The organism is Marinobacter sp. M-5, assembly GCF_032911545.1.
Classification (GTDB): Bacteria; Pseudomonadota; Gammaproteobacteria; order Pseudomonadales; family Oleiphilaceae; genus Marinobacter; species Marinobacter goseongensis.
Genome location: NZ_JAWJEK010000001.1, coordinates 1,981,275 through 1,999,525, shown reverse-complemented (window position 1 = coordinate 1,999,525; position 18,251 = coordinate 1,981,275). Strand labels below are relative to the sequence as shown.

18 protein-coding genes are annotated in these 18,251 nt (G+C 59.6%); 12 read left to right on the top strand and 6 right to left on the bottom strand.

All coding sequences use genetic code 11. The features are described 5' to 3' along the window. Window positions 1-5 precede the first annotated feature (5 nt). Together rsxA and metG are read right to left on the bottom strand one after the other, a co-directional pair. Window positions 6-587, bottom strand: coding sequence for an electron transport complex subunit RsxA (gene rsxA / locus R0125_RS09125; RefSeq protein WP_248184383.1), 582 nt, complete (start codon window positions 585-587; stop codon window positions 6-8). A gap of 37 nt (window positions 588-624) precedes the next feature. Beyond that, the gene (gene metG / locus R0125_RS09120; protein WP_317237910.1) at window positions 625-2,658 is read right to left on the bottom strand and encodes a methionine--tRNA ligase; all 2,034 of its coding nucleotides are present in this window, start codon (window positions 2,656-2,658) and stop codon (window positions 625-627) included. Window positions 2,659-2,847: 189 nt separating this feature from the next. On the opposite strand from metG, the gene apbC reads away from it, so the two are divergent. The 4 genes from apbC (at window position 2,848) to R0125_RS09100 (ending at window position 6,703) form a co-directional block, all read left to right on the top strand. Next, complete coding sequence (gene apbC / locus R0125_RS09115) at window positions 2,848-3,948, top strand: iron-sulfur cluster carrier protein ApbC (RefSeq protein WP_317237909.1); 1,101 nt, start codon at window positions 2,848-2,850, stop codon at window positions 3,946-3,948. A 242-nt stretch (window positions 3,949-4,190) separates the two neighbouring features. Beyond that, window positions 4,191-4,757, top strand: a complete 567-nt coding sequence (gene dcd / locus R0125_RS09110) for a dCTP deaminase (RefSeq protein ID WP_248184389.1) — start codon at window positions 4,191-4,193, stop codon at window positions 4,755-4,757. Further along, entirely contained in the window at window positions 4,754-5,353 is a 600-nt protein-coding gene (locus R0125_RS09105; protein WP_317237908.1) for a YjaG family protein, read from the top strand. The genes dcd and R0125_RS09105 overlap by 4 nt, the downstream gene beginning before the upstream one ends. 63 nt (window positions 5,354-5,416) lie before the next feature. Next, complete coding sequence (locus R0125_RS09100; protein ID WP_317237907.1) at window positions 5,417-6,703, top strand: valine--pyruvate transaminase; 1,287 nt, start codon at window positions 5,417-5,419, stop codon at window positions 6,701-6,703. Here the strand turns inward: R0125_RS09100 and R0125_RS09095 are convergent. The 3 genes from R0125_RS09095 to purM form a co-directional block, all read right to left on the bottom strand. Further along, window positions 6,678-7,457 carry a DUF3108 domain-containing protein gene (locus tag R0125_RS09095; protein ID WP_317237906.1) on the bottom strand — a complete coding sequence of 260 codons (780 nt, stop codon included), beginning with the start codon at window positions 7,455-7,457 and terminating at the stop codon, window positions 6,678-6,680. The two genes, R0125_RS09100 and R0125_RS09095, sit on opposite strands and share 26 nt — an antisense overlap. Before the next feature lie 78 nt (window positions 7,458-7,535). After that, complete coding sequence (gene purN, locus R0125_RS09090) at window positions 7,536-8,210, bottom strand: phosphoribosylglycinamide formyltransferase (protein WP_248184399.1); 675 nt, start codon at window positions 8,208-8,210, stop codon at window positions 7,536-7,538. Then, window positions 8,207-9,271: a phosphoribosylformylglycinamidine cyclo-ligase gene (gene purM, locus R0125_RS09085; protein WP_317237905.1), complete on the bottom strand. Its 1,065-nt coding sequence runs from the start codon at window positions 9,269-9,271 to the stop codon at window positions 8,207-8,209. The genes purN and purM overlap by 4 nt, the downstream gene beginning before the upstream one ends. Window positions 9,272-9,464: 193 nt before the next feature. Between purM and R0125_RS09080 the strand changes: the two genes are divergently transcribed. From R0125_RS09080 to R0125_RS09060, 5 genes are all read left to right on the top strand, one after another. Beyond that, entirely contained in the window at window positions 9,465-10,727 is a 1,263-nt protein-coding gene (locus R0125_RS09080; RefSeq protein WP_317237904.1) for a DUF2066 domain-containing protein, read from the top strand. Between the two features lie 24 nt (window positions 10,728-10,751). After that, on the top strand, window positions 10,752-11,309 hold the full coding sequence (locus tag R0125_RS09075; RefSeq protein ID WP_248184406.1) for a CDP-alcohol phosphatidyltransferase family protein: 558 nt from the start codon (window positions 10,752-10,754) through the stop codon (window positions 11,307-11,309). Continuing rightward, window positions 11,306-12,004 carry a DnaA regulatory inactivator Hda gene (gene hda, locus R0125_RS09070; protein ID WP_317237903.1) on the top strand — a complete coding sequence of 233 codons (699 nt, stop codon included), beginning with the start codon at window positions 11,306-11,308 and terminating at the stop codon, window positions 12,002-12,004. Before R0125_RS09075 ends, hda begins: the two co-directional genes overlap by 4 nt. Window positions 12,005-12,087: 83 nt before the next feature. Next, a complete protein-coding gene (locus R0125_RS09065; RefSeq protein WP_248184412.1) occupies window positions 12,088-12,885 on the top strand; it encodes a ParA family protein in 798 nt (265 codons plus the stop codon). Between the two features lie 13 nt (window positions 12,886-12,898). Further along, window positions 12,899-13,237 (top strand): YqcC family protein, encoded by a 339-nt coding sequence (locus tag R0125_RS09060; protein WP_317237902.1) that lies wholly within the window; start codon window positions 12,899-12,901, stop codon window positions 13,235-13,237. Window positions 13,238-13,248: 11 nt separating this feature from the next. On the opposite strand, the gene nadC is transcribed toward R0125_RS09060, so the two are convergent. Next, window positions 13,249-14,088: a carboxylating nicotinate-nucleotide diphosphorylase gene (nadC, locus tag R0125_RS09055; protein ID WP_317237901.1), complete on the bottom strand. Its 840-nt coding sequence runs from the start codon at window positions 14,086-14,088 to the stop codon at window positions 13,249-13,251. Window positions 14,089-14,321: 233 nt separating this feature from the next. Between nadC and R0125_RS09050 the strand changes: the two genes are divergently transcribed. The 3 genes from R0125_RS09050 (at window position 14,322) to R0125_RS09040 (ending at window position 18,185) form a co-directional block, all read left to right on the top strand. Then, window positions 14,322-16,592, top strand: a complete 2,271-nt coding sequence (locus R0125_RS09050; protein WP_317237900.1) for a DUF1631 domain-containing protein — start codon at window positions 14,322-14,324, stop codon at window positions 16,590-16,592. A 70-nt stretch (window positions 16,593-16,662) separates the two neighbouring features. Further along, the gene (gene ampD / locus R0125_RS09045; RefSeq protein ID WP_317237899.1) at window positions 16,663-17,298 is read left to right on the top strand and encodes a 1,6-anhydro-N-acetylmuramyl-L-alanine amidase AmpD; all 636 of its coding nucleotides are present in this window, start codon (window positions 16,663-16,665) and stop codon (window positions 17,296-17,298) included. Then, window positions 17,298-18,185: a histidine kinase gene (locus R0125_RS09040; protein ID WP_317237898.1), complete on the top strand. Its 888-nt coding sequence runs from the start codon at window positions 17,298-17,300 to the stop codon at window positions 18,183-18,185. Before ampD ends, R0125_RS09040 begins: the two co-directional genes overlap by 1 nt. Window positions 18,186-18,251 lie beyond the last annotated feature (66 nt).

Genomic DNA, 18,251 nt, shown 5'->3' with positions numbered 1-18,251 from the left:
TGCCGTCACACGCCCACCAGGCCGGTGAAGCCCAGAAACGCCAGTGACATCAGCCCGGCGGTTACCATCCCAATGGCAGCACCGCGGAATGCGACGGGCACATCGGCAACGGCAATACGCTCACGCATTGCGGCAAACAGCACCAACACCAGCGAGAAACCGGCGGCGGCACCGAAGCCATAGAGCACCGACTCCACAAAGTTGTTGTTCTTGTTAAGGTTGAGCAAGGCCACGCCGAGTACGGCGCAATTGGTGGTGATCAGCGGCAGGAAGATACCGAGCACCCGATAGAGCAGCGGGCTGGTCTTGCGCACCACCATTTCGGTGAACTGCACCACCACCGCGATCACCAGAATGAAGGTGATGGTTTTCAGAAAGGCCAGATCCAGCGGCGCCAGCAGGTAGGTGTAGGCCAGATAACTGCATACCGACGCCAGCGTGAGTACAAATGTGGTTGCCAGAGACATGCCCATGGCCGTCTCCAGTTTGCCGGACACGCCCATGAACGGGCACAGCCCGAGGAACTGAACCAGCACAAAGTTGTTCACCAGAATGGTGCTGACCAGAATCAGCAAATACTCAGTCATTCGCCTCGCTCCATCACGCTGCCGTTATGACGGTGCGTTACATGATCCGCATGCCCGGCGTGGCGCCGGAATCCGGTGACAGGATAAAAATGTCCTTGCCGCCCGGGCCGGCTGCCAACACCATGCCCTCAGACATGCCGAATTTCATTTTTCGCGGCTTGAGATTGGCCACCATCACCGTTAGCCGGCCTTCCAGCTCTTCCGGTTTGTAGGCGGATTTGATGCCGGCAAACACGTTGCGCTCGCCATGCCCGATATCAAGGGTGAGGCGCAGCAGTTTGTCAGCTCCCTCCACGTGTTCGGCTTTGACAATGTGGGCCACCCTGAGATCCACCTTCGCAAAGTCACCGAAGTCTATCTCGTCCGCTACCGGCTCCAGATTGGCTGCCCCGGCCGGTTTGCCGGTCGCTGCGGGCAGCTCCTCTCTCGAGGCATCCAGCATCTTTTCGATCTGTGCCATGTCGACCCTGCTCATCAACGGCTTGAACTTGTCGATGCCATGGTTTTCCAGGCGTTCACCACGGGCGTTCCAGTCCAGTTTTGCGTTCAGGAAGGCTTCTGCGGCTTTGGCGGTTTCCGGGAGCACCGGTGCCAGGTAGGTCATCAGCAGGTGAAACATGTTGAGAGCGTTGGTGCAGATGGCCTGCAACCTGTCATCCTGACCTTCCTGCTTGGCAATGACCCACGGTTGTTCATCATTGACATATTGGTTGGCAATATCCGCCAGCTCCATGATGCGACGCATGGCACGGCCGAACTCCCGGGCTTCGTAGAATTCCTCGATCTGCTGGCCGGCGTCGATGAACGCTTTCAGCTTGTCCTGTTCAGTGATCTGCCCCAGTTGCCCGTCAAAGCGCTTGGTGATGAAACCGGCGCTGCGGCTGGCGATGTTGACGACCTTGCCCACGAGATCGGAATTTACCCGTGCGGCAAAGTCCTCAAGGTTCAGGTCCATGTCATCAACACCGCCGGTCAGTTTGGCGGCGAAGTAATAACGCAGATACTCCGGATTCAGATGATCCAGGTACGTCCGGGCCATGATAAAGGTACCCCGGGACTTGGACATCTTTTTGCCATTTACGGTAACAAAACCATGGGCCCAGACCGCGGTCGGCGTGCGGAAGCCGGCGTCGTGCAGCATCGACGGCCAGAACAGGGCGTGGAAATTGATGATGTCCTTGCCGATGAAGTGGTACACCTCGGCCGTCGAATCCTTCTTCCAGAAATGCTCGAAGTCGATGCCTTCACGCACGCACAGGTTCTTGAAACTCGCGAGATAGCCGATGGGGGCGTCCAGCCAGACATAGAAATACTTACCGGCCGCATCCGGAATTTCGAAACCGAAGTAGGGCGCATCCCGGCTGATGTCCCATTCCTGCAGACCGGCATCCAGCCACTCCGCCAGCTTGTTGGCCACTTGCGGCTGTAAGGTACCGCTGCGGGTCCACTTGCCCAGGAAATCGGCGAAGTCCGGCAGTTTGAAGAAATAGTGCTCGGACTCCTTTTCAACCGGCGTGGCCCCGGACACGGCAGAGCGGGGGTTGATCAGCTCCGCCGGCGTGTAAGTGGCGCCGCAGGCCTCGCAGTTATCGCCGTACTGATCCTCGGTCTTGCACTTGGGGCAGGTGCCTTTGATAAAACGGTCCGCCAGGAACATGTTCTTCTCGGGATCAAAGAACTGGGTAATCTTGCGAGTCGCAATGTGCCCGTTTGCCTGCAGCTGACGGTAGATATACTCCGAGAACTGGCGATTCTCCTCGGAATGCGTGGTGTGGTAGTTGTCGAAGCGGATATGGAAGCCGCTGAAATCCTCCTGATGCTCCTCGCGGATGCGGTCAATCAGTTGCTCGGAGGTAATGCCTTCGCGCTCGGCGCGGAGCATAATGGCAGTGCCGTGGGCATCGTCGGCGCAAACGTAATAGCAGTTCTGACCGCGCATTTTCTGATAGCGCACCCAGATGTCGGTCTGAATGTACTCCAGCAGGTGACCCAGATGGATAGGGCCATTGGCGTAGGGCAGGGCGCTGGTTACCAGAATATCGCGCTGTTGCTTCGAACTCGCTTGCGTCATGTTGATATCCGAACCTTCAATGAATAAGGATTTGGCGTAAATCAGTACAACAGAGCCTGCCGTTGATTCGGGTAAAGACTCCGTATGGTCAGAAACGGGCACAGATGATACCTTCCGGCCAGACTTTTTTCATCCGAAACACCTGTTTCCGTGCTCAAAATCGAGCATTAGCTTATTCCGGAGAACCCGATGACACAGATTTCAGAACAGGCGCTGCAGGTCGCGGTTCGCGAGTACCGCGACCCGTACCTCAACAAGGATCTCTATGAGTTGGGCGCGGTTAAATCCCTGAGCTCGGACGACACCGGCAAAGTCACCGTGATGGTGGAGCTGCCGTATCCGTCGAAAGGCATTGCCGGCGCCCTGAAACAGCTGGTCAGCAACGCCCTTGAAGACGTTGACGGTGTGGACAGCGTCGACGTTCACGTCGGCCAGAAAATTCACTCCTATAAAGTCCAGAAAGACCTGCCTTCGGTGCCCGGCGTGAAAAACATCATTGCCGTCGCTTCCGGCAAGGGCGGTGTCGGCAAATCCACCACCGCCGTCAACCTCGCCCTGGCGCTGCAGGCGGAAGGTGCGAGAGTGGGCATCCTCGACGCCGACATCTACGGTCCCAGTATCGGCATGATGCTCGGCGTACCCGAAGGCAAGCGCCCGGATACCCGTGAAAACAAATACTTCGTGCCCATGGACGCCCACGGCCTGCAAGCCAACTCCATGGCCTTCGTGGTCACCGAGAAAACCCCCATGGTCTGGCGCGGCCCCATGGTCAGCGGCGCGGTGATGCAGCTGCTGCAACAAACCCTGTGGAACGAGCTGGATTATCTCATCGTCGACATGCCCCCGGGCACCGGTGACATCCAGCTCACCCTGGCCCAGAAAGTCCCCGTCACCGGCGCGGTGATCGTCACCACCCCCCAGGACATCGCTTTGCTCGACGGCAAAAAAGGCATCGAAATGTTCCGCAAAGTCGACATCCCGGTGCTGGGCGTGGTGGAAAACATGAGCGTCCACATTTGCAGCAACTGCGGCCACGAAGAACCCCTTTTCGGCCACGGCGGCGGCGAACGCATCGCGGCAGAATACGACACCACACTGCTGGGCCAGCTGCCCCTGCACATGACCATCCGTGAACAGACCGATGGCGGCACGCCTTCAGTCGTGGCGGAACCAGATTCCGAAGTGGCCCGCCGCTACCGGGATATTGCCCGACGGGTGGGTGCAGAGCTGTCGACCCGTGAGCGAAACCTGAGTGGTTCGATTTCCAGCGTATCGGTGACAGAGCACTAGTCTTAATAATGCGGGGAAGCCAACTCCGTTGTCAGATCAAGGGGGCAGGAAGGTCGGTCCAAAAATTTCGGAGGCCATGGATGGCCGGAGAGAAGCGCACAGGGAAGTGCTTGTAGCGGTTTTTGGACCGACCTTCCTGCCCCCGCAGCCCCCCAAGGCCCAGCAGGATGAAGCTTCGACAGACTTCAACCGAACAGGTAAACTACGCCCCAATTTTTCCCAGTGAAAACGAGACTTCACCCATGAGCATCAAATCCGATAAGTGGATTCGCCGGATGTCCCAGGAACACGGCATGATCGAGCCCTTCGAGGCCGGCCAGGTCCGTGAATCCGAAAAAGGCCGTGTCATCTCCTACGGCACCTCCAGCTACGGCTACGACGTGCGCTGCAGCAACGAATTCAAAATCTTCACCAACGTTCATTCGGCCACCGTCGACCCCAAAAACTTCGACGAAAACAGCTTCGTCAACATCACCAGCGACGTTTGCATCATACCGCCGAACTCCTTCGCCCTGGCACGCACCGTCGAGTACTTCCGTATACCCCGAAGCGTACTCACCATCTGCCTTGGCAAATCCACCTACGCGCGTTGTGGCATCATTGTGAACGTCACCCCGCTGGAACCGGAGTGGGAAGGGCAGGTTACCCTGGAATTCTCCAACACCACCAACCTGCCGGCGAAAATCTACGCCAACGAAGGCGTGGCCCAGATGCTGTTCTTCGAATCGGACGAAATCTGTGAAACCAGCTACAAAGACCGGGGCGGCAAGTATCTTGGCCAGACCGGCGTGACCCTGCCGCGGACATGAACGCCAATCAGTTTCTCAAAGCGATCTCACAACTGCAGGGCTGGCGGGAATGCGCATTCCTGCTGGCCCTGGCGGAACGCTCCTTCCCGAACTACGCGCTGTTTGCCGAGGCTGTCGACCTGAAAACCGGCGCCAAGATGCGTCAGCTTCTGGATCTTGCCTGGGACATGCTGCAGAAAGATGCCTCGGAAGCGGCCATACCGCAGCTGCTGACCAAACTGGAAAGCCTGTCGCCGGACATCAACGCCTACGACGCCTATGGCGTATACCCGGCGTTCGATTTCTGCCAGGTGTTGGAGCAGGGCTTGCTGAACCGGCTGAATCCCGGCAAGCACCGGGCCACCGAAGCGTCCCGGATGGCCACTGCCACGGTTATGAGCTTTGTGGAGATGTCCGAAGGTGAAGACCTCGACGACGACGAGCTGGTCCGGTTGCTGGAGCAGCATCCGCTGATGAAAGAAGACAAAACCTTCCAGCGGGACCTGGTGCTTGAGCTCAAGCGTCAACGCACACCCACCAGCCAGTTTGTGGAGCGTCTGCGCGAGCGGGCTGCAAACGACGGCGTGAGCAACCTGGGTGTCTCCCTGGGAGACTGAACCTGCGGTTGCTGCGCAACTGTCCTACACTGAAACCGTCACTCCTGTTGTATTGGTCATCCTATGAAACTCTCCGCTTTTGGTCAGAAATTTACCGCAGAGGCCGGTATCACCTCGTTGATGGACGATCTCGGTAACGCGCTGGCTTCGGGCGATGACATGATCATGATGGGCGGTGGTAATCCCGGGCATATCCCCGAGATTCAGGCACGGGTGAAAGAGATTCTGTCGGACATCGCAGACACACCGGCGGACCTGCGTCGTCTGGTGGGCATCTATGATCCTCCCCAGGGGGAGAAACAGTTCATTGCGTCGCTCGTGGAACTGCTCAACCGTGAGTACGGCTGGGGGCTGACGCCAGAGAATATTGCCCTTACTAACGGCAGTCAGGCCGCTTTCTTCATGTTGTTCAACATGTTCGGCGGCGACTATGGCGATGGCCATCGCAAGCACATACTGCTCCCGCTGGCGCCGGAATACATTGGTTACGCGGATGCCGGCATCGAACAGGGGTTGTTTCGCGCCGTGCGGCCGGAAATTTCATTCACCGATGCGCACGAGTTCAAATACCGGGTGGATTTTGACGCCGTTGAGGTGACCGGCGAAACCGGAGCTATCTGTGTTTCACGTCCCACCAACCCCACTGGAAACGTGATCACCGACGACGAGTTGGCGCGTCTGGAGCAGCTGGCCCGTCAGCAAGACGTGCCACTGATTGTGGATGGCGCCTACGGCACACCGTTTCCCAGTCTGCTGTTTGTCGACGCGACGCCGACCTGGAACGAGCAGATCATTCTGTGCCTGAGCCTGTCCAAGCTCGGCTTGCCGGCGGCGCGAACCGGCATTGTGATTGCGGCAGAGCCGGTGATCAAAGCGTTATCCGGCATCAACGCTATCATGAATCTGGCGACCGGCAGTTTCGGCGCGATGATCGCCGAGCCGCTGGTGAGGTCGGGGGAAATTCTGTCGCTGAGCCGGGATGTGGTCTGCCCGTTTTATCGGGCCAAGATGGAGAAGGCCGTTGCGGTGTTCCGGGAGGCCATGGGTGAGGACAGTTGCCACTGGTATGTGCACAAGCCTGAGGGTGCCATGTTCCTGTGGTTGTGGTTCCCGGACCTGCCGATCACCAGCCTGGAGCTCTACCAGCGCCTGAAAGCCCGGGGGGTTCTGGTGGTGTCTGGTCACTATTTTTTCCCGGGTCTGTCGGATGACGACTGGCAGCATCGTCACGAGTGTCTGAGAGTGACTTACTCCCAGGATGACGACCGGGTGGCCGAGGGCCTGCGGATCATTGCGGGTGAGGTCAAGGCTGTCTGGGCCGCCGTCAGCGCCGAAGCTCCGCGTCGTTGATCATGATTTCGTAACTGCTGCCATCCGGTTCCACCTGCCGCAACCGGATCAACAGGTATTCCTGGTCCGGCGCAAACCACATCAGCGTCTGCCGCTTGCTACCACCATCGCGAACCTTTTCCGCTTTCAGGGTGTTCACATTGCCCTGATCGGTTCTCAGGATTTCTTCATCAATCACCGCAAACCGGTCGGTGTCATAGCCGCCCTTGTCGATCACCCGATACTCCATCTCCCGCTTGCCTGCACGAATATCCTGGTGCAGCTGCAGCTGGTAACCCATGGGGTCCAGCGCGCCCGGTTCAAGCTCCAGCGAAAAGCGGTCACCTTCGTGATGGCCGCTGGCAATGCCGTTTTCCCAGTCAAAATCGATGGCTTCCTCGCGTTTGCGGATGAGGAAGCCGGACAGCCGGTAGCGGTATTTCAGGGGCACAACGCGGTTGTCCTGCCAGCGAAGAATCAGCCATTCATCGATGTCGGCAATGAACGAGTCCACCTTGGTGCGGTATATCCAGGTGCCGTCGTTGCGCTCTTCGAGGGTGCGGATGGCACTGCCATTGAGGGAGATGCCCTTGTCCATGGATGCGTTGTAGCTGACCTTCAGAGGCAGTAACTGCGGAGTTTCGGTCGTATCCTGGCGGACCTGTGCTTCCTGGCCTTCCCCGGCCTGATCCTTTGCCAGAACCGGGCCGGACATCGGCAGCGCCAGCCAGGCGAGCAAGGTAATGGAAAGTCGGGCGGAAACGGATGCGAGCATGGTGCGGCTCCTGTTGCGCAAAGCTACATGATGCGCACAGTGTAGCCCGCCCGGATGGGCGGGAGGATGACAATCTGTTTAATGAACGACCCGGTCGTCGGGCAGCCGCATGGGCTGGCGCAGCAGCTCACCGTCAAACAGCACATAGTCTGAGCCGAGCTGGATACGGCCTTCACAGAACCAGCGCACCACGATGGGGTAGAGTAGGTGTTCTTTCTGCTGCACTTTTTCCGCCAGAGAGTCTGAGGTGTCGTCCGGATCGATGGTGACCTCAGCCTGGGCGATTACGGGGCCGCCGTCCAGCTCCTCGGTAACAAAGTGCACAGACACCCCGTGAACCTTGTCGCCGGCGTCCAGGGCTCGCTGATGGGTGTTGAGCCCGGTATATCTGGGCAACAGGGACGGGTGAATGTTGAGCATGGTGCCGCGCAGGGCGCGCACAAAGTCAGTGGTGAGAATGCGCATGAAGCCCGCCAGCACCACCAGGTCAGGATTGTGGCGGCGGATCTCGGCCATCAGGGCGCCGTCGAACTCCTCCCGTGAACCGTATTTTGTGTGGTCCACAACGAAGGTCTCGAGGTGAGCCTGCGCGGCCCTTTCCAGCGCAAAAGCATTCGGGCGATTACAGCCGACAGCGACAATCTGACCCGGAAAGCCCCGTTCACGGCTGGCGTCGATCAGGGCCTGGAGGTTGGTGCCACTGCCGGAGGCCAGAATCAGTATACGGGGCAGCGGGGCTGGATCAGAATTCATTCCGCAAGCAGCCCCGGCGCATAGCGCACCACGGGCTTCGCCGCGGCGTCGTCTGCGCTCTCGATGACACCGATCTGCCAGGTTTTTTCGCCCATGGCATTGAGCGTGTCGATCGCCAGGTCTTTCTGGTTGGCGGGCACGCAGACAATCATGCCGAGGCCGCAATTGAAGGTGCGGTACATCTCCTCACTGGCCACGCCGCCGGCGTCCTGCAGCCATTGGAATACCGGAGGCAGGGTCCAGCTCGCGGTGTCGATGGCGGCCACTGCGCCGTTCGGCAACACGCGGGGAATGTTTTCCGGCAGCCCACCGCCGGTAATGTGGGACAGAGCGCGGACGTCCACTTCGCGAATCAGCTGCAGCAGGTTCTTCACATAGATGCGGGTGGGGGCCATCAAGGCATCAGCCAGTGAGCCATCGCCCATGGGCTGGTTGAGGTCGGCGTTGCTGACCTCAATGATCTTGCGAATCAGCGAGTAGCCGTTGGAGTGGGGGCCCGAGGAGCCCAGTGCCAACAGCACGTCGCCGGACTGAACACGGCTGCCGTCGATGACTTCACTGCGCTCGGCCACGCCAACACAGAAGCCGGCCAGATCGTAATCGTCGCCCTCGTACATGCCCGGCATTTCGGCGGTCTCGCCACCAACCAGGGCGCAACCCGCCTGCGAGCAGCCTTCACCAATACCTGATACCACCTGCGCGGCAACATCCACGTTGAGTTTGCCGGTGGCGTAGTAGTCGAGGAAAAAAAGTGGCTCGGCGCCACCCACCACCAGATCGTTCACACACATGGCGACCAGGTCGATGCCGATGGTGTCGTGCTTGCCCAGTTGCATAGCAAGTCGCAGTTTGGTGCCCACGCCATCGGTACCTGAGACCAGAACGGGTTCGCGGTAGCCTGCAGGGATGGCCACCATGGCGCCGAAACCGCCAAGGCCTCCGAGAACTTCCGGGCGACGGGTACGGGCCGCCGTGTCCTTGATGCGGTTGACGAGTTCGTTTCCGGCGTCAATATCAACGCCGGCGTCCCGGTAGGTAAGGGAGGGCTTCTGTTCGCTCATGGTGTGCTTAACCGTTTGGCCAGTGGGTCAGGCCGCGGATTTTAACAGGTGAGGAGTGGCGCTCCAAATTGATTTTCCGAAACCCCCGCTAGCTACTCACGCCATGGGCCTTGGTGTATCCTATGCGCCATTCAAGCGAATTGCAGGGTGTTTCATGTCATTATCAGCACGAATCTCGACACAGGCAGCGCGAATGGTCCGGCAGGTTCTGTGGGTCGCCGGTGTTCTGGCGGCGCTGGCCGCCACTCCCGCGGGAGCGGTATCGGTGACCGGTCTTTATTCTGTGGATGTTCCGGTGCGGGGCTCCGCGCCGGAACAGTTGCGTCAGGGATACGCTGATGGCCTGCAGAAAGTGTTCGTGCGTGTGTCCGGCAGCCGCGATGTTCTGCAGAATGAGGGAGTGAAGGCGCTGCTGGATGATGCGGAATCGCTGCTGCAGTCTTACCAGGTGGTTCGCAGTGATGACGGCGACCGTTTACGCATGTCATTCGGCGCGGTCGGTGTGAACAACGCCCTGGCATCCGTAAACGCGCCGGTATGGGGTGCCAACCGGCCGTTGACGCTGGCCTGGGTTGCCATCGAGGAGGGGGGCGCGAGATCACTGCTCACGTCCGGTGGCGACAATGCCTGGTCGCAGGCATTCCGGCGCGCCGCCGCTGACCGGGGCTTGCCGGTGGCGCTGCCCCCGGAGGAGCGGGCTGGTGACCGGGAGCTGCTTTCAGATATCTGGGGCCAGTTCACGTCGCGGGTCAAATCCCAGTCTGAAAACATCGGCCACGATGTGATGGCGCTGGTCCGTGTCAACCGCTCGGGCGGACAATGGCGTGCTGGCTGGATCTTTGATGGCATGGGCATGGATGACGGTGAGCAGTCGGTGACGGCGGCCACCGAGCAGGAGCTGGCTGAACAAGTGATCGGTTTGTGGGCTGACGCCTATGCCAGTCGTTACGCGGTTGCCGCTGGTGATGTGGGCGACCTGCCAAGAGTCGACATCGTCATTCGTGGGGTGGGCAGCCTTCAGGACTACGGCAATATCATCAACCTGCTGGACGATCTCACGCCGGTTCAGACCGTTGATGCCTCCCGCGTGGCCGGTGATCAACTGACGTTGCGGGTGGCGTTCTCCGGCGAGCTGGATCAGTTGCAGGAGTATATTGCGTTGGACACCCGCTTTGTGCCGTTGTCTGATGCAGAGGCGGCCGACATGGCCGGCGAATCGGAGCCTGCCGGAGCGCCGGTGTCTGCGGGCGCGGCCGAGGGTCCGGCGCAGGGCACCGAGGCGTCGAACGCTGAGGTGTCCAGTGACACGGACGAGTCGCTGTCCGACCCCCTGTTTGTTTATCAGCCGCTGCTGGGGGATATGGAAGAATCTGAGGAAGCGTTTGAATCGCTCTATGAAATTCTTCACTATCGCTGGCAGCCCGCATCGGTTATCGGGACGGATGTCGGGGAGTAACCCGGGAACAAAGGGAGCGTGCAAATGACGGAACGGTGGCGGTGGATACCCAATGCCCTGACGTTTCTGCGCATGCTGCTCATCATCCCATTTGCAAGTGCGCTGCTGGCGGCCCAGTATCGTCTGGCGTTGGGCATCTTTTTCTTTGCCGCGGCAACGGATGCATTTGACGGGTTTCTGGCCCGGCAGTACAACTGGAAAACGCGACTGGGCGCCATTGCAGACCCGCTGGCGGACAAAGCGCTGCTGATCACCGCCTATCTCATGCTGACCCTGACCGGCGTTCTGCCGGTCTGGTTGTTTGCACTGGTTCTTGGTCGGGACCTGTTAATCGTCATCGGCGGACTGGCCTTCCACTACGGTGTTGGCCGTTTCGACATGGAGCCGAGCCTTCCCGGAAAACTGAATACACTGATCCAGATTCTTGTGGCTCTCGCCATCATCATCCTGCTTGGCGGGCTTCCAATGCAGCCTTGGGTGATTGATGTGGGCATCGCGCTGGTAACCGCCTCGGCCTTGTTCAGCGGTGGGCACTATCTGGTGGTCTGGAGCGCCAGGGCCTGGAGGGCAAAGCGACCGTGACCACCTCGCAGATGGTTTTGGGTGTGAAGCTGCGAGACGATGCGCGGTTTGACAATTTTCACGGTGAGCGCAATGCGGACGCATCGGGCCGGCTGGGCGCCATCTGCGCTCACACCGCGGGCGTGCCGGTTGTTGTGGTGTGCGGTGACGCGGATACCGGCAAGAGTCATCTGCTGCAGGCGGCCTGTCACTTCGCCGAGAGTCGTGGCGATGCGGCCGTCTGCGTCAGCATCGCGGAGCTGTTGCCGTTCGGGCCAGATGCACTGGCAGGCCTTGAGCATCAGGCGGTTATCTGTCTTGATGATCTGGACCTTGTGGCTGGCAGGGAAGAATGGGAAGAAGCGGTTTTTCACCTGTACAATCGAGTGCTCGACAACGGTCATTTACTGATTGTCAGCATGTCGGGAGTGCCAGGCTCGTCGGCCTTTGTGTTGGCGGACCTGGTGTCACGACTGGCTCACGGACTGCTGATTCAGTTGGGGATCTACCGGGATGATGACCGCCTGCGGATCCTGATGGCTCGCGCGGAACAGCGCGGTCTTGTCATGGGTGACGAGGTGGCGGGGTTTATCCTGCGGAGGGCCCCCAGGAGGCTCGGCGAACTGCTGGGCATTCTCGATTGTCTGGATGAGAATTCTCTCCAGGCCCAGCGCCGGCTGACCATTCCGTTCGTGAAGTCGGTCATGGGCTGGTAACAGCCTTATATAGGTAATAACAACATCGGAACGACCGGAGGCTGGCTGAGCCAGCAACGTCCGGCAGCGCGTCAGGGGGAGTCATGATACGAGTGGTATTCAATCAGAAAGGTGGTGTTGGCAAGTCCAGTATCACCTGTAACCTGGCGGCGATCAGCGCGGCCAGGGGCAAACGCACATTGGTGGTGGATCTTGATCCCCAGGGCAATTCCACGCATTACCTGCTGGGCAAACCCGCCAGTGAGTTGCGTGACACGGTCGCCGACATGCTGGAGCAGACCGTGGCCTTCACGGTCTTCAATCGCCGGCCAGACGAGTTCGTTCACGCGTCGCCGTTCGACAACCTGTTTGTGATGCCCTCGAGTCCGGAGCTGGATTTTCTTGAGCGCAAGCTCGAAGCCAAACACAAAATCTACAAGCTCCGCGAGGCGCTCAAAAAGCTGGGTGAAACCTTCGACGCGATCTACATTGATACTGCCCCGGCCCTGAATTTCTATACCCGTTCTGCGCTGATCGCGGCACAGCGCTGCCTGATTCCGTTTGATTGCGACGACTTTTCCCGTCAGGCGCTCTACAGCATTCTCAACGAAATCCGTGATCTTCAGGAAGATCACAACGAGGACCTGATGGTGGAAGGCATCGTCGCCAACCAGTTCCAGCCACGGGCAAGTCTGCCCAAGCAGCTGGTTCGTGAGTTGACGGAAGAGGGGCTGCCTGTGCTTCCGGTGCGGTTGTCCAGTTCGGTGAAAATGAAAGAATCCCATCAGAGCCGCCAGCCTCTGATTCACATGGCACCGAAGCACCCGCTGACCAGGCAGTACGAAGATCTGTTCCGCGTACTTCATGGCGAGACGGTGGCGTTGGAACCACTTGCAGACTGAATCCGGACCGGTTATGACACGTTCGTTTAACCAGGTCGGCGATGTTGCCGACCAACTGTTGCAAATTGAACTTGAGCTCCGGCAACTGGGGCTCTGGGAAAGCGAGCCGCCCCCGCCGGAGGCATTGCAAAGCACGCAGCCGTTCTGCATTGATACCCTGGTTTTTACCCAGTGGTTGCAGTTCGTGTTTGTCGCGCGCATGAAGGTATTGATCGAGGCCGATCACCCCTTGCCGGCGGTATCCGGTGTGGCGCCAATGGCGGAAGAGCATTTTCGGGGTCGCCCGGAGTCCGGTGCCGGCCTGATCCGTGCTCTCGAGGAAATGGACAGGCTGCTGTCAGCCCGGTCCTGAGGGGTCCGGGGTCAGTCCAGGCGCATGGACAGGTCGATGGCTTTCACATCCTTGGTGAGTGCACCGATTGAGATGTAGTCTACTCCGGTTTCCGCAACCGGGATCAATGTGTCGGCATTGATGCCGCCGGAGGCTTCCAGTTTTGCCCGCCCGGCTGTCCTGGCAACCGCACGCTCCATCTCCTCCAGGCTGAATTCATCAAGCATGATGATGTCGGCGCCGGCCTGCAGTGCCTGCTCAAGCTCATCAGGATTCTCCGTTTCCACTTCCACCGGCCGACCCGGCGCAATTAGCCGGGCCGCTTCCACGGCCGCTGCAATCGAGCCGCAGGCGACGATGTGGTTTTCCTTGATCAGAAACGCGTCCCAGAGTCCGATTCGGTGGTTGAAGCAGCCACCGCAACTGACGGCGTATTTCTGGGCCAGACGCAGTCCCGGAACGGTTTTACGGGTATCCAGCAATTTCACACCCGTGTGGGCTACCTGTCTGGCGTATTCGGCGCATACCGTTGCCGTGCCCGAGAGGGTTTGCAGCCAGTTCAGTGCGGCGCGCTCAGCGGTCAGAAGGCTGCGCGCCGGGCCCTCGAAACGGAAAACAACGCTGTCCGCGTCGATCGGGTCACCGTCATTGGCAAGCCAGGTCAATGTCACGCCCGGGTCCACCTGTCGAAACACCTCGTCGACCCATGATCGCCCGGCCAGCACGGCACTTTCCCGGGTAATTACCTGCCCGCTACCTATGCGTTCCGCTGGAATTAGCCGGGCAGTGATGTCACCATCGCCTACGTCTTCTCTGAGGCTGTGTGCGACGGTCTCAACGCGGGATTGACGAAGCAGTTCGGCTGAAATCATGTTGGTGGTCCGGTTCTCTCGGTGTGTGTCAGTGCAGGGTGTGTGTCCCGAGGCGTGATTCTATAGGCAGCCACGGAAATCGCCAAACCGGATACCCGGGCTGGCGGAATGTGAACTGCGTCCCTCAGTCACAAAAGGTGACAAAATCTGACACAAGGTGACGTGCTAACGGCATAAGATATCACTACAAATAAAGACCGATTTTTTGGCCAGTCACCTTCCGGAGTAGCCTCATGGCGCAGGATAACAAGGTAGTCCGCTTGGACGCTCAGAAGTCTGGGGGCCGGTTTGCCTTACCCCATGCTCTGATCCGGCTGCGTGACGTATCTGGTCAGTCACTGAAAACCGTTCTGGCGGGTTTCTTCGATCGTGCAGACGACGCCTTGTTCGAGCTTGCTGACAAAGCAGGCTCGGACCAGGACCAGACTGCTTACTTCGACGCCATGCGGGAAATGCGCCTTCGCCGCAAATCCATGACGGTGTCCATTCTTCAGTACGTCAGCCGTGCCTTCAATGATCTGGGCAAATTCCACCCCGGTGGTTCCAGCGGCAATCTGGACGAAGTCGACCAGGACTCTCTCACGCTTCTGGATCACTCGGAGCTGGAGCAGAGGGTCGCCATCGAGAATCTTGTAAACAAGCTGCGGAATCAATACAGCGATGCCATGCTGATGTTGAACGCCCGTGTTGGTCATCTTGCGCCGGCGCTTACCCTGTCGGACAGCCAGATGCCGCTGAGCCCCGAGGTAATCTGTGGCGGGGTTGCCGAAGCCTGCTCGGATCTTGATATCGATATTCGCGCCAAGCTGGTGGTTCTCAAGCTGTTCGACCGTTTGCTGGCCGACAAGCTGGGTCACTTCTATCACGAGGCAAACCGAACGTTGATTGCAGAAGGCGTGCTGCCGGACATGAAGCGCCCACCGGTCGCCGGGCGCACCGCGCCTGCCACGCCGCGCGCCGGATCCCCGGCCCGGCCGGCGGCAGGCCAATCAGCCGATCACCAGGGACAGGGTGCCGGTGCAATGCCGCGGGAGCCGTCCGGCGAAACCTTCTCCGAACTGAGCGCGCTATTGCATCAGGGGCGTTCTGGCGACGGATCCTCGTCCATTGCCGGTGGTCAGATATTTCTCGACACCGGCACCCTGATGACGCGCCTCAGCGATGTCCAGGGACTGCCCGCGCAATGGGGTCAGGGGCGCGTAGTGTCTCTGACTGAGCAATTGGAACCGGTTCTGAAAGCCGATGACGGCAAAGTGTGTGCGGTCGGTCAGGTAGACAGCGACGTTATCAATCTCGTTTCAATGCTGTTCGATTTCATTCTTGAAGATCGTCAGCTCCACCCGGTAATGAAGGCGCTGATCGGGCGTTTGCAGATTCCGGTTCTCAAGGTCGCGCTGAGTGACAAGAACTTCTTCAACCGGGGCGGACATCCGGTTCGCAAACTGTTGAATGAGCTCGCCATGTCAGCGATCGGCTGGACCGAGAAGAAAACCGGCCAGCGGGACCCCCTGCGCGACCAAATTGAAAACGTCGTCGACCGCGTACTCAACGAGTTCACCGACAATGTCGACCTGTTCAGCGAGTTGCTGAGTGATTTTAGCCATTTCATGGATCTGGACCGTCGTCGCCGGGAACTGGTCGAGCAACGGTTGCGGGATGCCGAGGAGGGCCGCGCCAAGCAGGAGCGTGCGGCCGAATTCTCCAGGCAACTGATTGACGAAGTGGTCGCGGGGCGGGAGCTGCCGGAACCCGTTCAGGCCCTGCTTTCCGAAGCGTGGACCAAATACCTGCAATGGACGGTGCTCCGCGAGGGCGACAACAGTCAGGCCTGGGCCCGCGCCGGTGAGTTGACGCGCAAGTTGGTGTGGAGCGTCGACCCCCGCCCGGTTACTGACAGCACCCGCACGGAACTGTTGCGGGCGATTCCGTCGATTGTTGACGAACTGCGCCGGGCCCTGCAGGAAATTTCCTGGGATCCGTTTGCCACGGATGCGGTCATCCGTGATCTGGAGCTGGTTCACGTCGATGTGTTCCAGCAACTGGTCACGTCCAGGGCTGAGCCTGTTGCACAACCGGAACCGAAGCCAGCACCGGAACCTCCAAGAGCGGAAGCGGTCGCGCAGACCGAGCCGGTGGCTGAGCCGCCACAAGGCGGTGCGGTGCCCGAGACGGTGGACGTTCAGGTCGGGCAGCTGGATGCACCGCCCGGTGAGAGCGGGCTCGATCCCGCCTGGCTCGACAAGGCCGATAAACTGCGCGTCGGTTCCTGGATCGAGCTCAACCGAGAAGGCGTTAGAACCCGCTGTAAGCTGGCGGCGTTCATCAAGGCGACCGGTAAGTACATTTTTGTGAACCGCAGTGGCGCCAAGGTCGTGGAATATCAGCGCGAGGCACTGGCAGCGGCCATGGCCAACGACGAACTCACCATGCTGGATGACGGCCTGATTTTTGATCGTGCCCTGGAATCCATCATCGATAACCTCCGAAGCAGCCGCAAGGACTGAGCTGGCGTAGCAACCCGGGTCACTTTGTGCTTCAATCAGGTCAGAAACCGACAGCAACAAACCTGCTGGAATGACCTTGTCTGACTCGATTCGAAGCCACAGCGAAACGCCTCCTGAAGAGCACCCCATCAAATATCTGCGCCGCACCGGCCGGATCGCACGGGCGCGCTGGTGCCCGTCGCCGAACTTCGGGCCGCGGCCCGACGGTGCCGGCATTTCTCTTCTGGTTGTCCATAACATCAGTTTGCCACCGGGGCAGTTTGGCGGAGACGCCATTGAACGTTTTTTCTGTAACTGCCTGGACGCCTCCGAACATCCCTATTTCGAAACCATCGCCGGTATGCGGGTGTCAGCTCATGCGCTGATCCGCCGCGATGGCAGCGTGATTCAGTTTGTCAGTTTCCTCGATCGTGCCTGGCATGCGGGTCGTTCCAGCTTCCGGGGTGAGCAGGAATGCAACGACTTTTCCATCGGCATCGAACTGGAGGGTGCCGATGATATTCCCTACACCGATGAGCAATATCAGAGCCTGGCGGACGTGTCCGCGTACGTGATGGCGGCCTGGCCGGAGATTCGTCGCGACCGCATCACCGGTCATTGCGATATCGCCCCCGGACGAAAAACCGATCCCGGGCCGGCCTTTGACTGGAAACACTATCACCAGCGATTACTGGCCCTGCGCGGCGAGTCCGGGGAGGTAAGCTGATGGTTCTGGTGACCTTTCTGCTGGCCTGGCTAGTGCGTCGGCGGCTGGATATTTACGGCCACCTTGTTGGCGATAACGTGTGGCGCGTCTGGTTTCAGGCCGGCCGCAAGACGGGTGCCGGTCGGGAGTCCGAAATCTGGCGGGGCCTCTTGCGGGTGGCTCTGCCTGCGGCAGTGCTGGTGGTGCTGGTGGCCTTGGCCCAGCAAGGCGGCTGGCGGCTGGCGGTGTATCCGCTGGAGTTTCTGCTGCTGCTGTTGCTGATGGGAGCGCCGGGGTGGAAACCGTTGCTGCGTGCCTACAGTGAGTCCTGGAGTCGTGGCGACATGCAGGCCGCCTGGCATCACATCAAGGATGTCTTACCCGCTGCCGAACGCGGTCAAGCGCATTCCCCGGACGACATGCATCTGTCGCTGTGCAAGAAGCTGATGCTGACATTGTTCGAGCGGTTTTTCCTTGTGGCGTTCTGGTACGTGGTGGGCGGCATCGGGTTGGCTTTGTTTGCCCGGGGTCTGGTTGCGCTCCAGGAACATTGGCCCCAGGCTGCTGCGCGCCCCCGGTTCGCGCGAATTGCCACGGTCGTCGCCTGGGTACCGTCCCGCTTGCTGGCGCTGACGTTTGGTCTGGCCGGTGATCTCGCGGGATGGATGAAAGAGGCGAGCGCGCTGTTGTTTTCTCCCTCCTTCAATACCGCTCAGGTTTTGATGGCCGCGGCAAACGGCGCGTTGACGGGGTATGCGCTGGATCCGGCCCGCTTCTCGCAAATACACCCCGACGAATGGACCCGTTTTGGCAGCAGAAGCCTTGGTGCGATCCGGGATCTGCTGAACCGAAGCATGCTGGTCTGGATCTGTGCCTTTGCGCTGCTGGTGATCGCCGGCGTTGTGTGAACCGTTGGTAGAAGGTGAAATTTTGAGAAACTTTACAGATAAACAACAATAAGTCCTCAAGTTTCT